This window comes from Myxococcales bacterium, from assembly GCA_012517325.1.
GTDB lineage: Bacteria > Lernaellota > Lernaellaia > Lernaellales > Lernaellaceae > JAAYVF01.
This window is the reverse complement of sequence record JAAYVF010000011.1, coordinates 24,926-39,957: the sequence shown is the minus strand read 5'-3', so window position 1 is coordinate 39,957 and position 15,032 is coordinate 24,926. Positions and strand designations below refer to the sequence as shown.

Below are 15,032 nucleotides of genomic sequence, written 5' to 3'. Positions count from 1 at the left end.
ACGATGAAGAAAGATCTTCCGGCGATCCAGAAGGCGTACGATCTGGCCAAGGAGGTGCTGGTGCGGTTGGCGAAGTTTCCGCGCGACCACAAGTTTACGCTGGGCGACCGGATCGCGGACAACGTGCTGACCGTGCTGGAGTTGCTGGTGCAGGCCGCCTATACGAAAAAGAAGGTTGATCTACTGGACGAGGCGAACATCCGACTGGAGCGGCTGCGGATGCTGCTGCGGCTGTCGCGGGAACTCGGAGCCCTGTCGGACAAGGGCTACGAGCACGTCATGGGGATTCTCACCGACCTCGGGCAACAACTCGGCGGTTGGCGCAAGCAGGCGAGTGGCGATGGCTAAGACCTTCAAGCACCTGTTTCCGCGAATCGCCGACTTCCAGAACCTGCTGCTGGCGGCGAAAAAGGCGCAGACCGGCCGCCGTTACAAGCCGAGCGCCTTGGCCTTCAACTTCGAGCTGGAAAGCAACCTCTTTCGCCTCCAAGACGAACTGCGATCCGGCGACTACGAGCCCGGGCCGTATCGGGACTTTATCGTCAAGGACTCCAAGAAGCGGCTCATCTCCGCCGCACCCTATCGGGATCGGGTCGTCCACCACGCCGTGATGAACGTGATCGAGCCGCTGTTCGACCCCATGTTCATTTACGACGCCTACGCCTGCCGCAAGGGTAAGGGTACGCACGCGGCGCTGTTTCGCTTTCGGGGTTTCCTGGCCAAACATCGGTATGTCCTGAAGTGCGACATCCGCAAATACTTCCAGAGCATGGATCACGAGATCCTGCTGGGTAAGCTGCGCCGCAAGGTCGCCGACCGTGACGCGCTGCGGCTGCTGGAGAAGATCGTCGGCTCGCGGGACTTCAACGAGACGGCCCCTCGATTTTTCTTCTCCGGCGACGACCTCTTCACGCCGCACAAACGCCGTCGGGGAATCCCGGTGGGCAACCTCACCAGCCAGTTTTTCGCCAACCTCTACCTGAACGACTTCGACCATTGGCTGACCGAGGAACTGCGCGCCGGTTCTTACCTGCGGTACGTCGACGACTTCTGCGTGTTCGCCGACGACAAAGCGCGCCTGAACCAGGTGCGCGCCGCGATCATCGACTACCTCGGCGGGCACCGGCTGCGCCTTCACGACGGCAAGAGCCGCATCTACACCGCGCGGGAGGGGATCGAGTTCCTCGGCTTTCGGCACCTGCCGGATCGGGTGCGGGTGCGGCGGGAGAACGTGAAACGATTCGGAAAAAGGATGCGGGCGCTGCAAGACGACTACACCGAGGGGCGGGTGACCATCGACCGCGTGCGCGCTTCCTTGGCATCCTGGCTCGCGCACGCATCCTATGCCGATAGCTACCGGCTGCGGGAGGAGTTGCTCCCGTCGTTCGTTTTTGTAAAAGGGGGGAGGGCCGCAATCGAACCGCGTGCTTCGGGGTGGTAGCTGGAACAATAATCCCAGGAATGTGCGCGCGTCGAATCGGAACAGGAATCAACCGACGAATACGAACAACAACAAGGGGTTCCGATGTTCCCGGGACTGCATCCGCGCCGAGAGGCCGGTCGGAGTTGAGCGATGGATTATCGCCCAAGCGCACCGCCGCAGTCCTGGCCCTTTCCCGGGCTGGTCGACGGGCCAGGCCGAAGAGACCGGACTCCCGGGCGGCCGGTAGGCCGAACGGCCGAACGTCGCCCGCGGAGTCGCTTACTTATAAAGATGATATGGTGTTTTTTGTAGTGGGGAGATCGTGATGAAGCGGAAAACCCTCGTCAGCGTGTTTACCGTCGCCGCCGTGTTTTTATTTGCCAGCCTCGCCTTCGCCGCGCCCTTCACGGCGACGAAGTCGACGGCCGTGCTCGCCGCGCCTGGCGCAACCGACGCCCCGGTGGCCAGCCTCGCATCCGGCGCGATCGTCGAGGTCACGCATCAAGCGGGAACGTACTGGCGTGTGCAAACGCCGGACGGCAAGACCGGCTACGTGCAGGCCGACGCGCTCCAGCAGACCAAGACCAAGGGCCTGTTCCTGCCGATCATGATCGCTGCGGCCACTCCCTTCGGGAAGATCGTGATCGCCAAGGCAGTGAGCTGGTTCATGAAGCTGTTCGGCCTCGGCGACGCCGAGGTGCGGCAGGCCGACGGCGTGCTGGCGATGGGCAAGGAGCTGCTCGTTCTGGCCAAGGAGGTCGGCGGCTGGCTGAAAGTCAAGGACGAAAGCGGTCAGGTCGGCTATGTCAAGGAGGGCCCGCAGGTCGTCTACCTCCAGCCCGTGGGCTACGCCGACAACTCCGCGAATCAGTACGACTGGATGCTGGCGGGGGCGAAGCCGATCCCCGCCACGGCGAACGGCTTGACGCTCCAGGTCGAGGTGCGCAAGAGCGACGGTACGCCGGTGATCCCGGGCCAGACGGCGCTCAAGCTCGGCGACGAGTACGACGTGTACGTTTCCGCCAGCGCCGACGCCTACGTGCGCGTCACGGCCGAGACCAAGGGGCTGGGCAACGTCTGCCAGTATTACCCCAACCATATGACCGGCACGCGGCAGTCGGCGCTGTTCAAGGCGGGGTACACCTACTCGGCGGAGCTATTGCCCCAGGGGACCCACTTCAAGGTGAGCGAGCCCATCGGCGCGGCGGACGTGATCCGCGTCGAGGCTACCACCGCCGCGCCGTTCCACTTCGTGCCCAAACCGCAGGGCTGCACGCCGCTCACCAAGGGGCCTGGCTTCGGCAGCGCAACCGGCATCCAAAACCCGACGCCGCAGGTGGTGGTAGAGTTCGAACTCAAGACGGTGAAGTGAGGTGAGAAGCTCAAGAGGCGTAACAATCCGCTCGCGGTAGCGGAAAATGATTGCCGCCGGCTATAGATCCGGGATGACGATATCCCGCGCCCGCAGTTGGATGTGTTCGACGCCGCCGTAATAATTGAATTCCGGCGAGTAGGCGAGGTCCAGGCGCGAGCCGAGCTGTTCGAGCAGTTCGGCGCGGCCGAAGGCGATCACCGCCAGCGCCGTCTTCCGCCAGGGAATCCGCAGTTTCAGGTGTTCGCCGCCGACCAGTTGCTTGTTGAGGACGCGGACGTCGCGGGCCGCCAGCACCGGCTCCGGGTTGCCGAAGCCGAACGGCGCCAGCGAACCCAGTTCGCGCACCAGGGTTTCGGTGACCTCGTCGATTTCGCACCAGGCGTCGACGCGCTGCTTGGGCACGAGATCCTCGGCCTGCAGGGTGCGCCGCGCGTATTGATCGAAGGCCTTGGCGAATTCGAAAATCTGGTCGAGCTTGATTTGCACGCCGGCCGCCTGCTCGTGCCCGCCGTAACCCTCCAAATGTTCCTCGCACGCCTGCAGGGCTTCATACAGGTTGAATCCCGGCAGGGAACGGCCGGAGCCGCGGCCGACGTCGCCCACGGCGCTGATCAGGATGGTCGGCCGGTTGAACATTTCGACCATCCGGCTGGCGACGATGCCGATCACCCCCGGGTGCCAATCGGGGTGCGCCAGCACGATCGATTGCAAGCGCTCGGCGCGGGCAATCTGGCCGAACATTTTTTGCGCCTGCTGGAAAATGGCGCTTTCGATCGACTGCCGGCGCGCGTTTTCCTCGTGCAGCAGCCGCGCCAGGCGCCCGGCTTCGGCCTCGTCGTCGGTCAGCAGCAGGTTCAGTCCCACCGCCGCGTCGCCCAGCCGGCCGGCGGCGTTGATGCGCGGCGCCAGCCGGTAGCCGATGTCGCCGCAACGCACCGGCGTCTGCACCGCCGCCACCTTGCGCAAGGCGGTCAGCCCGGCCCGGCGGTCCTGGTTGAGTAGTTCCAGGCCGTGGAACACCAGGATGCGGTTGACTCCGACCAGCGGCACGATGTCCGCCACCGTGCCCAGCGCGACCAGGTCGAGCACGCTCTTCAGATCGTAGTCGTCCGCCGCCGCCCAGCCGCGGCCCGCCAATTCGAGGCGCACCGCCGCCGCGAGAAAAAACGCGATGCCCACGCCCGACAGGTGTTCCGCGTGAAAACCGCAGTCCGGCCGGTGGGGGTTGATGACCACGGCCGCCGGGGGCAGGGGGCCGGCGATCTCGTGGTGGTCGCTGACGATCACCGCGAGGCCCCGCTCGTTGGCGGCCCGCACCGCGTCGTGATCGTTGGCGCCGCAGTCGACGGTGATCAGCAGCTTGACGCCGCGGTCGGCCAGTTCGCGCGCGGAATCGGGGCCGAAGCCGTAGCCCTGATCCAACCGCCGCGGAATGTACGGTTCGATCGGATGGCCCAGGCGATTGAAAAAATCGGCGAGCAGGGCGGTTGCGGTGATGCCGTCGGCGTCGTAGTCGCCGTGCACGCCGATCTTTTCGCCGCGCTCCAAGGCGTCGGCGATGCGGCGCGCGGCGGCTGCGGCGCCGGCCATTTGATGGGGATGGGGCAGATCGGCCAGGCGCGGTTGGAGAAACCGTTTGACGACCGCCGGTTCGATCAGGCCGCGGCTGGCGAGGATTCGCGCGGTGACCGCGCCGATGCCCAGTTCATCGCGCAACCGGCGTTCGGCCAGCGGATCTTCATCCGCGAAAACCCACCGCTTGCGGTTGATGGGCACCGTTTGGGCCGCTCCTCGTGGCTAGCGGGCCGCCCCCTTGGCCTTCCGTCGCGCGGCGAAGATGTCCTCCAGCATCACGAAAATCGGGCTGGCGATAAAAATGGAGGAGTAGGTGCCGATGACGATGCCGATCGTCATCGCCAAGGCGAAATCGAAGAGGATTTCGCCGCCGAGGAACAGCAGGGCGATGACCACCAACATCGTGACTCCGGAAGTGAGCACGGTGCGGCTGAGCGTTTCGTTGATCGAATTGTTGACCGCCTGATGCAGCGGGATGGCCCGATAGCGGCCGGCCCGGCCTTCGCGAATCCGGTCGAAAATGACGATCGTATCGTTGATCGAGTAACCGGCGATGGTCAGTAACGCCGCGACGATCACCAGGTTCATTTCCCGGCTGAACAACGAAAAGATGCCGGCGGTGATGATGACGTCGTGGACCAGGGCGATCACGCCGCCCGGGCTGTACTTGAAGTTGAACCGGAAGCCGACGTACACCAGAATGCCGATCATCGCGTAGATGATGGCGTACAAACCCTGTTTGCGCAGGCTGGAACCGACGCGCGGGCCGACCATGTCGGTCGAGACGACGACCACGTCGCCCTTGCCGTATTTGGTTTCGAGGAAGGTCAACACCTTGCTCGCCAGGTCTTGTAGCGCGGCGTCGCCGCCGGCGCGGGTGACGTTTTCCTCGCCCTTGGCCTTGATCGAAAATACGTTGCGGCCGGGCATGACGAAATTGGTGACCTGGACGCCTTGCAACGGCAGGTCGGGCGGCAGGTTTTCCATGGTTTTTCGCATGTCGCCGATTCGCACGTTTTGCGCGGCGCCCTTGAACTCGACGCGCATTTCCAGGCCGCCGGCGAAGTCGATGCCCCAGTTGAAGCCCTTCGTGAAAATGATCACCAGGGACGCGGCGACCAGCAAGGCGGACAGCGGAATGAAGATTTTTCCCGCGCGCATGAAGTCGAACTTCGTGCCCTGCGGTATGATTTCGAAGAAATTGGTCTTCGCCATGATTTTACCTCAGATACTCAAATAGTCCTTGGAAGTCTTCGCCAACCGCTCCGCGATCACGCGGGTCACCACGATCGAGGTGAACACGCTGGAGATCAGACCGATGGTCAGCGTAACCGCGAAACCCTTGATCGGGCCGGTACCGAATTGATAGAGCACCACCGCGGCGACCAGGGTCGTGATGTTGGAGTCGAGAATCGTCCAGAGCGCGCGGTCGTAACCGGTGCGCACGGCCGCCGTCGGCGTCTTGCCGTTGCGCAACTCTTCGCGGACGCGCTCGTCGATGATGACGTTCGCGTCGACCGCCATGCCGATCGTCAGAATGATGCCGGCGATGCCGGGCATGGTCAGCGTGGCGCCGAACATCGACAAACCGGCCAGGATCATCAACACGTTGAGGATCAACGCGAGGTCGGCGGAGAAGCCGATTTTGCGGTAGTAAACGGCCATGAACAGGATGACCGCGATGCCGCCGACGATAAAGCTGATGACGCCTTTATGGATGGAGTCGGTGCCCAGGGTCGCGCCGACGGTCCGTTCTTCGTCGATGCGCACCGGCACGGGCAAGGCGCCCGCGCGCAGCACGATCGCCAGGTCCAGCGCGTCCTCGCGCGAAAATTCGCCGGTGATCTGGCCGCGGTTGCTGATCCGCGAACGGATGACCGGGGCGCTGTAAACGACGCCGTCGAGCAGGATCGCCAGTTGCTTGTCGATGTTGGCGCCGGTGATCGCGGCGAATTTCGCCGCGCCTTCCTCGTTGAAGGTGAAGTCGACGGCCGGGTTCTGGTACTGGTCGTAACCGACCCGGGCGTCGGTCAGGTAGGCGCCGGACAGGTCGGGGGTCTTGCGCATGACGTAAAAGGCGTCCTGCCCGGTGCGGCTGTCCTTGTTCGGGTAGATGTCGTAGCCGTCGGGGATTTTGCCGTTGAACTTGGCCAGCAACGCTTCCTTGGTGGGGGCGAAGGTGGCTTCGCCGGTCACCAGTTTGAATTCGAGGGCGGCGGTGCGCCCGATGAGCTTCTTGGCCCGGCCCGGATCGACGACGCCCGGCAACCGAACGACGATCTGGTCCTTGCCCTGGGTGTAGATTTCGGGTTCGCGGACGTTGAATTCATCGACGCGGTTGTTGATGGTTTCGCGCGCCTGTTTCAGGGCGTTGTCGCGCAGGTATTTGACTTCGTCGTCGCTGAGCGTCAGGGCCAGGGCCGGCTTGCCCTCGGCCTCTTCGGTCGTCACCTTGAAGCGGGTCCATTCGGCGGTGAGGAACTGCTGAGCCGAGGCGCGGTCGTTTTCTCCGGCGAACTGAATGGTCAGTTTTTTGCCGTCCGAACTGACCACGGCTTTCTCGAAAGCCAGGTTCTTGTCTTTGAAAACCTCGGGGATGTTGCTCTGCGCCAGGTGGCCGTACTCGTCGGAGATGGCCTTTTCCACGTCGACGTGCAACACCACGTGCATCCCGCCCTGGAGATCGAGGCCGAGGTTGATCGGCTGCGCCGGATACCATTTGGCCTCGAAACCGGTGACCGTCGGTATCAGAAAGACGATACAGACGGCGGTCAGCGCCAGAATGATCAGAATTCGATAGTCCTTCATTTCAACTGTTTCCTACCCGTGTGAAACGAAAAAAAGCTCTATTGCTCTTCTTTATTGTTGGTTTCGGCGGCGTGCTGGCCCGCGATCTGGCCCTTCAAAACGCGAATCCGGACGTTCTGCGCCACTTCCAGAACGATCAACTTGTCGGTAACGCTGTGAATCTTGCCGAGAATACCCCCGGTGGTGACCACCTCGTCGCCGCGTTTGAGTTCGCCGAGCATCTTCAGGTGCTCTTTTTGCTTTTTCGCCTGGGGCCGGATCAGGAAGAAATAGAAAATCACCGCCATCAGGCCGAAGAGCATCAAGGTGCTCCACAGATCCTGGGGGTTGCCGCCGGCGCCACCGGTTCCGCCGGCCGCGTGCGCGAGATTAATCCACATTTGCTTTTCCTTTCAATATTTCCGTTCGTTCCATCTTGTCGCGGAATGCGGAATAATAGTCAAAGTAGGTGCCGTTGGCAATCGCCGCTCGGGCTCCGTTTATCATCTCAAAATAAAAATGAATGTTGTGCAGGGTCAGGAGCCGCAGAACGGAGGGTTCGCCCGCCATGAACAGGTGGCGCAGGTAAGCCCGGCTATGGGTGCGGCAGGTGGGGCAGCCGCACTCCGGGTCCAGCGGCGCCGGGTCGGTTTTGTGGCGGGCGTTGCGGATGTTGATCCGTCCCTCGTGGGTGTACAGGGTGCCGGTGCGGGCGTTGCGGGTTGGCATCACGCAGTCGAACATGTCGACCCCGTAGGCGATCATTTCCAGGATGTCCTCCGGGTGCCCGACGCCCATCACGTAACGCGGCTTTTCCGCCGGCAGGAGCGGCGCGGCAAAGGCGGCGACACGCATCATCTGGTCCTTGCTTTCGCCCACCGACAGACCGCCCAGCGCGTAGCCGGGCAGGTCGAGCGCCACCGTCCGCTCGGCGCTCCAACGGCGCAGTTCCTCGTCCATGCCCCCCTGGACGATGCCGAAAAGGGCTTGGTCGTCGCGCGTTCTGGCCCGCAAACAGCGCTCGGTCCAGCGCAGGGTGCGTTCGGTGGATTGGCGGACGTATTCGGTCGTCGCCGGAAACGGGATGCACTCGTCGAACGCCATGATGATGTCGGCGCCGAGGGCTTCCTGCACCGCGATCGACAGTTCGGGCGTCAGCAGATGGCGGCTGCCGTCGATGTGGCTGGCGAACCGGACCCCTTCCTCGGTGATTTTGCGGAAATCGCCCAGCGAAAATACCTGGTAGCCGCCCGAATCGGTGAGGTAGGGCCGCGGCCGGTTGATGAAGCCGTGCAGTCCGCCCAGGTTTTTAACGACCTCGTGGCCGGGCCGCAGATAGAGGTGATAGGTATTGGCGAGCACCAGTTGGGCGCCGAGTTCCTCGAGGTCGCGGTTGTCGAGGGTTTTCACCGATCCGGCGGTGCCCACCGGCATGAAGACCGGCGTTTCCACCTCGCCGTGCGGCGTCTGCAAGCGCCCCCGGCGCGCCCGCGTGCGCCCGTCCGTCGCCAGCACCTCGAAGGTAAACGATTTGGTCATGCCCGTTCGATCCAACATGCGTCGCCGTAACTGAAAAACCGATAACCCTGCGCGACCGCCTCGCGATAAGCCGCCAGCAGACGCTCGGTTCCGGCGAGGGCGCACACTAGCACAAGCAGCGTGCTTTTCGGTAGATGGAAATTCGTCACCAACACGTCGACGATCCGCCAGGGACGCCCGGGCCGGATGAACAGCCGGGTTTCGCCCTGCGCGGCCGCGAGCGGCCCCGCCGACTCGCCCAGCGTTTCCAACACCCGCGCCGAAGTCGTGCCGACCGCGACGATCCGGCCCCCGGCGGCGCGGCCGCGGTTGATCGCCTCGGCCGCCGCGGCGGGCAGTTCGTAGCGTTCGGCGTGCATGACGTGATCGTCCAGGGTCGCCGAGCGCACCGGCAGAAAAGTGCCCGCGCCGACGTGCAAGGTGAGATCCGCGACGGTCACGCCGCGGGCGGCCAGTTGCGCGAACAATTCCGGCGTGAAATGGAGGCCGGCGGTCGGCGCGGCGACCGCGCCGGGGATTTTGGCGTACACCGTCTGGTAGCGCTCGCGATCCTCGGCCAGGACGCGCGGGTCTTCGCTGTCCTCGCGCCGGATGTACGGCGGCAGGGGCATCCGGCCTTCGCGGGCCAGGAGTTCGAGCAATTGCCCGGCCGGAACGAGGAAATCGACGTCCACCGTGCCGTCCGGGTGCCGGGCGGCGATCCGGACGGGCAACTCGCCGAACCGGAACTCGGCCCCCGGAACCATCGCCCGCCCCGGCCTGGCCATCGCCCGCCAGCGATCCGCGACGCCCGCCGCCGGCGCCAGCAGCAACAGCTCGATCCGCCCGCCGGATTCGCGCCGGCCGATCAAACGGGCGGGCAGCACCTTGGTGTTGTTACGGACCAGCACGTCGCCGGGCCGGAACAGTTCGACGAGGTCGGCGAAACGGCGGTGTTCGAGCGGCCGCTCGCGGGGAATGACCAGCAGCCGGCTGGCCGAACGCCGGGCCGCCGGATGTTGGGCGATGAGTTCGGCGGGCAGATCGAAATCGTAACGCGCCAGGCGGTTGTCGTCAGCGAGTGGGGGCATGGTTCAGCTTTCCAGTTCGCCCTTGCCGCGGCGGCCCGGATCGTCGCCCTTCGCCCCGCGGGCCGTTTCGGGCAGCACGATGTCGGGCGTATAGGGCGCGACGGTATTGCGGCCGCGGGTCTTGCCGACGAACAGCGCCTGATCGGCCTTGGCGAGCACCTGCAGCGATTCGGCGGCGTCATCCGGATAACTGGCCACGCCCACGGTGATGGACAGATCGGCGGCGGGCCGGCCGTCGGCGAGCAAAAAGCGGTGTTCGGCGATGGCGGTGCGCAGGGCGTCGGCCAGGATGATGCCGTCCTGTTTGGTCGTGCGCGTCGCGCAGACGACGAATTCCTCGCCGCCGTAGCGGGCCAGGATATCCGTCTGGCGCCCGCGCTTCTTCAACAGCGCCGCCAGTTCGCGCAGCGCCCGGTCGCCCTCGAGGTGGCCGTGCCGGTCGTTGTACTGCTTGAAGAAATCGACGTCGATGAGCAGCAGGGTATAGCTCTTGCCGACGCGGGTATGGCGGTCGTGCTCCACTTCCAGCGACTCGAAGAAGGACCGGCGGTTGGCCAGCGAGGTCAGCTCATCGGTTTGCGACAACTCGTGCAACTGCGTGTAGGAAGTGAAATTCTGGATGATCACGGCGATCTGAAAGGCGAGGGCGCCGAACTGTTTTTGATCGCTTTCGCTGAAGGCGTCGATCTCGGGCTTGGAGATGTTGAGCACGCCGAACGGTTTGTCGTCCTCGTCGAGCAGCGGCAGCGAAATCAGGCTGCCGCCCTGCTTGTAGGCGCCCTTGTAGTAGAGATAGCGCGGTTCGCGGCTGACGTCGGGCACGTAAACCGCCTGGCCGGTCGTGAACACCATGCCGGCGATGCCTTCCGGCGGCGTGAGCACGCATTTGCGCCGCACCGACTTGGGAATCCCCAGCGCGGCGCGGATGTGCAGTTTGCCGTCGTCCGGATCCAGGAGCATGAGACTGAACTGGTCGATCCCCAGCAAATCGCCGAGGAAATCCATCGACCCGTCCTTCAGGCGGTCGTAGCGGATGCCGGAGCCGAGCGAATAGCTCAGTTCGAACAGGCTGAACAGTTCCAGCGTGCGCTCGGAAAGCTCGTCGTTGACGGCGCGCAACCGCGCAACCTCGGCTTCGAGTTCGGCCACGCGACGGCGCAGTTCGGCCGTCTCGCGTTCGCGGTTCGCTTGCTCTTCGCTCATCGGATCGGCCGCCCCCTATTTGCCCATTTTTTCCAGGAACGGCCGAAATACGTCGATCGGCACCGGGAAGATCGTCGTCGAATTGTTCTCGGTGGCGATCTCCGCCAGGGTCTGCAGGTAGCGCAACTGCAACGCCATCGGGTTCCGGGCGAGGATGTCCGCCGCCTCGTTGAGTTTCGTCGAGGCCTGCATTTCGCCGTCGGCGGCGATGATCTTCGCGCGGCGCTCGCGGTCCGCCTCGGCCTGTTTCGCCATGGCGCGCTGCATTTCCTGCGGCAGGTCGACCTGCTTGACCTCGACCGCCGTGACCTTCACGCCCCACGGCTCGGTGTGGCCGTCGATGATCGACTGCAGCTTCATGTTGATCTTCTCGCGCTCCGCCAGCAGTTCGTCCAGTTCGCTCTGGCCGAGCACCGACCGCAGGGTGGTCTGGCTGATCTGGCTGGTCGCGTAGAGGTAGTTCTCGACCTCGATGACGGCTTTGACCGGATCCATCACCTTGAAGTAGATGACCGCGTTGACCTTCACCGAGACGTTATCGCGGGTGATCACGTCCTGCGGCGGCACGTCCGTGGCGAGGATGCGGGTGCTCATCCGCACCATCCGGTCGACGAAGGGAATGATCCAGCGGATGCCGGCCTGTTTGGTGTCGGTGATGCGGCCGAAACGGAAAATGACGCCGCGTTCGTATTCGTTCAGGACGCGGATGCCCGACAGCAGAATCAGCGCCACGATGCCGAAAAGGATCAGCAGACCCATCGTGATTGGCACGCCCATCGTCATTCTCCTTTGTGATTAGAGTTTTTTCACTTTCAGCCGCAAACCGCGGACGGCGACCACCTGAATGCGCGCGCCCTGCTCGATCGGCGCGTCGGCGTCGGCGTCCCAATAGGTTCCCTGCACCAAGACCTTGCCCCGCGGCTCGATCGCCGTGGCCGCCTCGCCGGTTTCCCCGACGATGCCTTCCTGCCCGGTCAGGCCCTTGCGCACCTGGGCGCGGATGATCTTGTAGGCCACGAAAAGCGAGAAGGCGCCGATGGCGACCACGCTGGGCAGAATCACGCCCCACGACGCCTGCAGGCGGAACGTCGGGGCGGGAAACACCTTGTCGGGCGCATTGTCGAACATGAACAGCGAGCCCAGGACCATAAGCACCACTCCTCCGGCGGTCAACGCCCCGTAGCTGGTGAATTTGAATTCGAGCACGAGCATCACGATACCGGCGGCGATCAGCAGCAGGCCGACCGCGTTGATCGGCAGGATCTGCGTGCTGACCGCGAACAAAATCAGGCAGATGCCGCCGACGATGCCCGGCACGACCATGCCCGGATTGGAAAACTCGGCATAGAGGCCGAGCATGCCGATGATCATAAACAGATAGACGAGGTTCGGATCGGCCAGATGGAAGATGATCTTGTGCTTCAAGCCCATCGCCCGCCGGTCGACCGCGGCCCCTTGCAAATGCAACTCGCGCTTCACGTCCTGGCCGAGCGTTACCTCGCGGCCGTCGGCCTGGGTCAACAGGTCGTCGAGGTTCTTGGCGACGAAGTCGACGATGCCGTCCTTGACCGCCTGGTCGTCGGTCACCACGGCCGCCTCGGTCACCGCCCGCTTGGCCCATTCCACGTTCCGCCCGCGGCGCTTGGCGATCGCCTCGACAAAGCCGACGACGTCGTTGGTCGCCTTGGCTTTCATCGTTTCGTCCATCTCGCCGCCCATCGCCACCGGACTGGCCGCGCCGATGCGGGTCGACGGCGCCATCACCGCCAGGTGGCCGGCCAGGGTGATCATCACTCCGGCGCTGCCGGCGTGGGCCCCCGGAGGTGTCACGTAGACGATGATCGGCACCGGGCTGTCGAGCATTTCCTTGACGATGTCCTGGGTGGAATCGACCAGCCCGCCGGGGGTGTCCAATTCGATCAGCAGCGCGGCGGCGTTTTCCCGCGCGGCGTTGCTGATCGAACTGATGATGAAATCCGCGCTGCCCGGGTTGATCGCCCCGTCGATGGTGATCACCTGGACGACCGCCGGCGCGGCCGGTTCCTCCGCCGCGGCGGCCAGCCAGACCGCGCCCGCCAGCAGCAGCGCCAGACAGAACGTCCACCGCACGCGTCGCATCGGTTCACCCTTCCTTCTTCGGCAGCGGCCAACCCAGTTCGGCCATCACTTTTTGCAGGTCTTCCCAGGCGGGCTTTTTCGCCGCCGGGTTGCGCAACAAATAGGCCGGGTGGAATGTCGGCATCACCCGGATGTCCTCGTAAAGCTGCCATTGGCCGCGCAACTGGCTGATCGGCCGCTTGGTGTCGAGCAAATTCTGAATGGCCACGCGCCCCAGGCAGACGATCATCTTGGGATGAATCGTCCGGATTTGCCGTTGGAGAAACGGCAGGCACATGGCGACTTCGTCGCCCTCGGGCTCGCGGTTGCCGGGCGGACGGCATTTGACGATGTTGCCGATGTAGACCTCGTCGCGCCGCTTGCCCATCGCCGCGATCATTTTATTGAGCAGTTGCCCGGCCCGGCCGACGAACGGCAATCCCTGTTCGTCCTCGTCCGCCCCCGGCCCTTCGCCGACGAACATCAACTCGGCGGTGGCGGTGCCGTCACCGAATACGATGTTTTTGCGGCCCTGGTGTAGCTTGCAACGGGTGCAGTCGCCGATTTCTTCCCGGATGCTTCGCAGCTCGTTTTCCCCCGCTGAGTCGGCCAAAGGTTTTTCCGTCGCCGTTTTGGGCTTGGCGGGCCGCGCCGGCCGCGCCGCCGTTTTGGGCGGTTCCGCTTCCTTTTTGAGGGTGGGTTTCAATCGCGGCTGCGAGCGGGCCAGTTCGACCAGTTCCTGTTCGTGGACGGTAAGTTGCCGTCCCAGCCGGCGCAACGCCTCCAGGCTCTCCAATAATTCCCCTAATTTTTCGGCCACATAGGCGTCGTGTTCCGACATTCGCCACCCGAGTTCGATTTACGGCTGATCGATATGAATACTAAATATACACCGATTCGGCGAAAATGCCACCATACAGTCCCAATAATTACCCGAACTATTTGAAGGTTCTCAACTTTTTCGCCGTTTCAGCCGATTTTGTTATTACCACCCGCAGGTTTGCCTTGCGTGGTGACTCGCGATAGGTTAGCAGGGAGAACGGTGGCGCCGGTGGGGAAAAAGTAAAGAGGGAAAACGATGTCTATCCTGGACCAGCTATCGCAGATAGTCGATCTGCCGACGATTCCGACCACGGTAACGCACATCATGGAAATCACCAATCGCGAGGACTCGACGATCGCCGATCTGGCCCGCGTTGTCATGGCCGATCAGGCGCTTTCCGCCAAGTTGTTGCGGGTGGCCAACAGTCCCTTTTACTCGATGCCCCGCAAGGTCAGCGACATCGAGCGGGCGATCGCCCTGCTGGGCTTCCGCGAGGTGCGCGACCTGTCGCTGTCGATCAGCGTCTTCGATTCGCTTTACATGCCGACCAAGGCCGGGGCGTATTTCGACCGTGCCCGTTTTTGGGAGCATTGCTTCGTCGTCGCCTTCCTCACCCGCGAATTGGCGCGCGCCCAGCAGCAATCGGGCGGCAATGCCTTCACGGCGGGCCTGCTGCACGACGTCGGCAAGGTCTTTCTCGACAAGTACTTCCCCGACCTGTTCCGCTCGATCGTTTCGCGCGTCACCAGCGCCGGCATTTCCTTCCGCGAGGCCGAACAGACCCTGGTGGGCATCGGCCACGACGAGGTCGGCGCGTTCCTGCTCAAACACTGGAACCTGCCCGACGATCTGGCCGCCGGTGCCGGCGGTCATCACACGCCGGAAGTCAATCCCGACCCGATGGCCGTGCTCACTTTCTGCGCCAACACGCTCGCCCATATCGGCGGCTTTGCCGCGACCGACAACGAGCCGAAAACCGATCTGGATTCCTTCCTCGCCTCGCCCACCGCGCAAGCCCTGCGCGCCGCCAAACGGCTGCCGTCGGAAAAAGTGCTGGCCCGCCTGGTTGTCCGGCTGGAGGAAGAAGGCGAAAGTCTGTCGGCCCATGCGGCGATGTTGGTTTAAACCCCCGTTCGTGCT

The 15,032-nt window shown here is 63.9% G+C and carries 15 protein-coding genes; 5 read left to right on the top strand and 10 right to left on the bottom strand.

From position 1 onward, the window contains the following. Positions 1-3: 3 nt before the first annotated feature. The 4 genes from avd to GX444_02765 all read left to right on the top strand — a co-directional run bounded on the left by avd (position 4) and on the right by GX444_02765 (position 2,795). The gene (avd, locus tag GX444_02780; protein ID NLH47508.1) at positions 4-348 is read left to right on the top strand and encodes a diversity-generating retroelement protein Avd; all 345 of its coding nucleotides are present in this window, start codon (positions 4-6) and stop codon (positions 346-348) included. Continuing rightward, entirely contained in the window at positions 341-1,441 is a 1,101-nt protein-coding gene (locus tag GX444_02775; GenBank protein NLH47507.1) for an RNA-dependent DNA polymerase, read from the top strand. Before avd ends, GX444_02775 begins: the two co-directional genes overlap by 8 nt. Further along, entirely contained in the window at positions 1,425-1,670 is a 246-nt protein-coding gene (locus tag GX444_02770) for a hypothetical protein (protein ID NLH47506.1), read from the top strand. The genes GX444_02775 and GX444_02770 overlap by 17 nt, the downstream gene beginning before the upstream one ends. 78 nt (positions 1,671-1,748) lie before the next feature. Further along, complete coding sequence (locus GX444_02765) at positions 1,749-2,795, top strand: DUF4384 domain-containing protein (protein NLH47505.1); 1,047 nt, start codon at positions 1,749-1,751, stop codon at positions 2,793-2,795. Positions 2,796-2,855: 60 nt separating this feature from the next. Here GX444_02765 and recJ read toward each other — a convergent pair whose 3' ends face one another. The 10 genes from recJ to GX444_02715 are packed head-to-tail and all read right to left on the bottom strand — an operon-like array spanning position 2,856 to position 13,910. After that, a complete protein-coding gene (recJ, locus tag GX444_02760; GenBank protein NLH47504.1) occupies positions 2,856-4,574 on the bottom strand; it encodes a single-stranded-DNA-specific exonuclease RecJ in 1,719 nt (572 codons plus the stop codon). 21 nt (positions 4,575-4,595) lie between these two features. Beyond that, complete coding sequence (gene secF, locus GX444_02755; GenBank protein ID NLH47503.1) at positions 4,596-5,588, bottom strand: protein translocase subunit SecF; 993 nt, start codon at positions 5,586-5,588, stop codon at positions 4,596-4,598. Positions 5,589-5,597: 9 nt separating this feature from the next. Continuing rightward, positions 5,598-7,181, bottom strand: coding sequence for a protein translocase subunit SecD (gene secD / locus GX444_02750; protein ID NLH47502.1), 1,584 nt, complete (start codon positions 7,179-7,181; stop codon positions 5,598-5,600). Positions 7,182-7,219: 38 nt separating this feature from the next. Then, positions 7,220-7,561 (bottom strand): preprotein translocase subunit YajC, encoded by a 342-nt coding sequence (gene yajC, locus GX444_02745; protein NLH47501.1) that lies wholly within the window; start codon positions 7,559-7,561, stop codon positions 7,220-7,222. Next, on the bottom strand, positions 7,551-8,699 hold the full coding sequence (gene tgt / locus GX444_02740; protein ID NLH47500.1) for a tRNA guanosine(34) transglycosylase Tgt: 1,149 nt from the start codon (positions 8,697-8,699) through the stop codon (positions 7,551-7,553). The genes yajC and tgt overlap by 11 nt, the downstream gene beginning before the upstream one ends. After that, the gene (queA, locus tag GX444_02735; protein NLH47499.1) at positions 8,696-9,769 is read right to left on the bottom strand and encodes a tRNA preQ1(34) S-adenosylmethionine ribosyltransferase-isomerase QueA; all 1,074 of its coding nucleotides are present in this window, start codon (positions 9,767-9,769) and stop codon (positions 8,696-8,698) included. The genes tgt and queA overlap by 4 nt, the downstream gene beginning before the upstream one ends. A gap of 3 nt (positions 9,770-9,772) precedes the next feature. Next, on the bottom strand, positions 9,773-10,972 hold the full coding sequence (locus GX444_02730; protein NLH47498.1) for a diguanylate cyclase: 1,200 nt from the start codon (positions 10,970-10,972) through the stop codon (positions 9,773-9,775). Between the two features lie 15 nt (positions 10,973-10,987). After that, complete coding sequence (locus tag GX444_02725; GenBank protein NLH47497.1) at positions 10,988-11,731, bottom strand: slipin family protein; 744 nt, start codon at positions 11,729-11,731, stop codon at positions 10,988-10,990. 36 nt (positions 11,732-11,767) lie between these two features. Further along, positions 11,768-13,090 (bottom strand): nodulation protein NfeD, encoded by a 1,323-nt coding sequence (locus GX444_02720; protein ID NLH47496.1) that lies wholly within the window; start codon positions 13,088-13,090, stop codon positions 11,768-11,770. Positions 13,091-13,094: 4 nt separating this feature from the next. After that, positions 13,095-13,910, bottom strand: coding sequence for a uracil-DNA glycosylase (locus tag GX444_02715; GenBank protein NLH47495.1), 816 nt, complete (start codon positions 13,908-13,910; stop codon positions 13,095-13,097). Between the two features lie 237 nt (positions 13,911-14,147). Between GX444_02715 and GX444_02710 the strand changes: the two genes are divergently transcribed. After that, positions 14,148-15,017, top strand: a complete 870-nt coding sequence (locus GX444_02710; protein ID NLH47494.1) for an HDOD domain-containing protein — start codon at positions 14,148-14,150, stop codon at positions 15,015-15,017. The last annotated feature ends 15 nt before the right edge of the window (positions 15,018-15,032 follow it).

Coding starts and splice junctions, on each gene's coding strand:
- secF (NLH47503.1), bottom strand. CDS start 5,588: ATGGCGAAGACCAATTTCTTCGAAATCATACCGCAGGGCACGAAGTTC.
- secD (NLH47502.1), bottom strand. CDS start 7,181: ATGAAGGACTATCGAATTCTGATCATTCTGGCGCTGACCGCCGTCTGT.
- GX444_02725 (NLH47497.1), bottom strand. CDS start 11,731: ATGGGTCTGCTGATCCTTTTCGGCATCGTGGCGCTGATTCTGCTGTCG.
- avd (NLH47508.1), top strand. CDS start 4: ATGAAGAAAGATCTTCCGGCGATCCAGAAGGCGTACGATCTGGCCAAG.
- GX444_02710 (NLH47494.1), top strand. CDS start 14,148: ATGTCTATCCTGGACCAGCTATCGCAGATAGTCGATCTGCCGACGATT.
- tgt (NLH47500.1), bottom strand. CDS start 8,699: ATGACCAAATCGTTTACCTTCGAGGTGCTGGCGACGGACGGGCGCACG.
- GX444_02720 (NLH47496.1), bottom strand. CDS start 13,090: ATGCGACGCGTGCGGTGGACGTTCTGTCTGGCGCTGCTGCTGGCGGGC.
- queA (NLH47499.1), bottom strand. CDS start 9,769: ATGCCCCCACTCGCTGACGACAACCGCCTGGCGCGTTACGATTTCGAT.
- GX444_02775 (NLH47507.1), top strand. CDS start 341: ATGGCTAAGACCTTCAAGCACCTGTTTCCGCGAATCGCCGACTTCCAG.
- GX444_02730 (NLH47498.1), bottom strand. CDS start 10,972: ATGAGCGAAGAGCAAGCGAACCGCGAACGCGAGACGGCCGAACTGCGC.
- GX444_02765 (NLH47505.1), top strand. CDS start 1,749: ATGAAGCGGAAAACCCTCGTCAGCGTGTTTACCGTCGCCGCCGTGTTT.
- GX444_02715 (NLH47495.1), bottom strand. CDS start 13,910: ATGTCGGAACACGACGCCTATGTGGCCGAAAAATTAGGGGAATTATTG.
- yajC (NLH47501.1), bottom strand. CDS start 7,561: ATGTGGATTAATCTCGCGCACGCGGCCGGCGGAACCGGTGGCGCCGGC.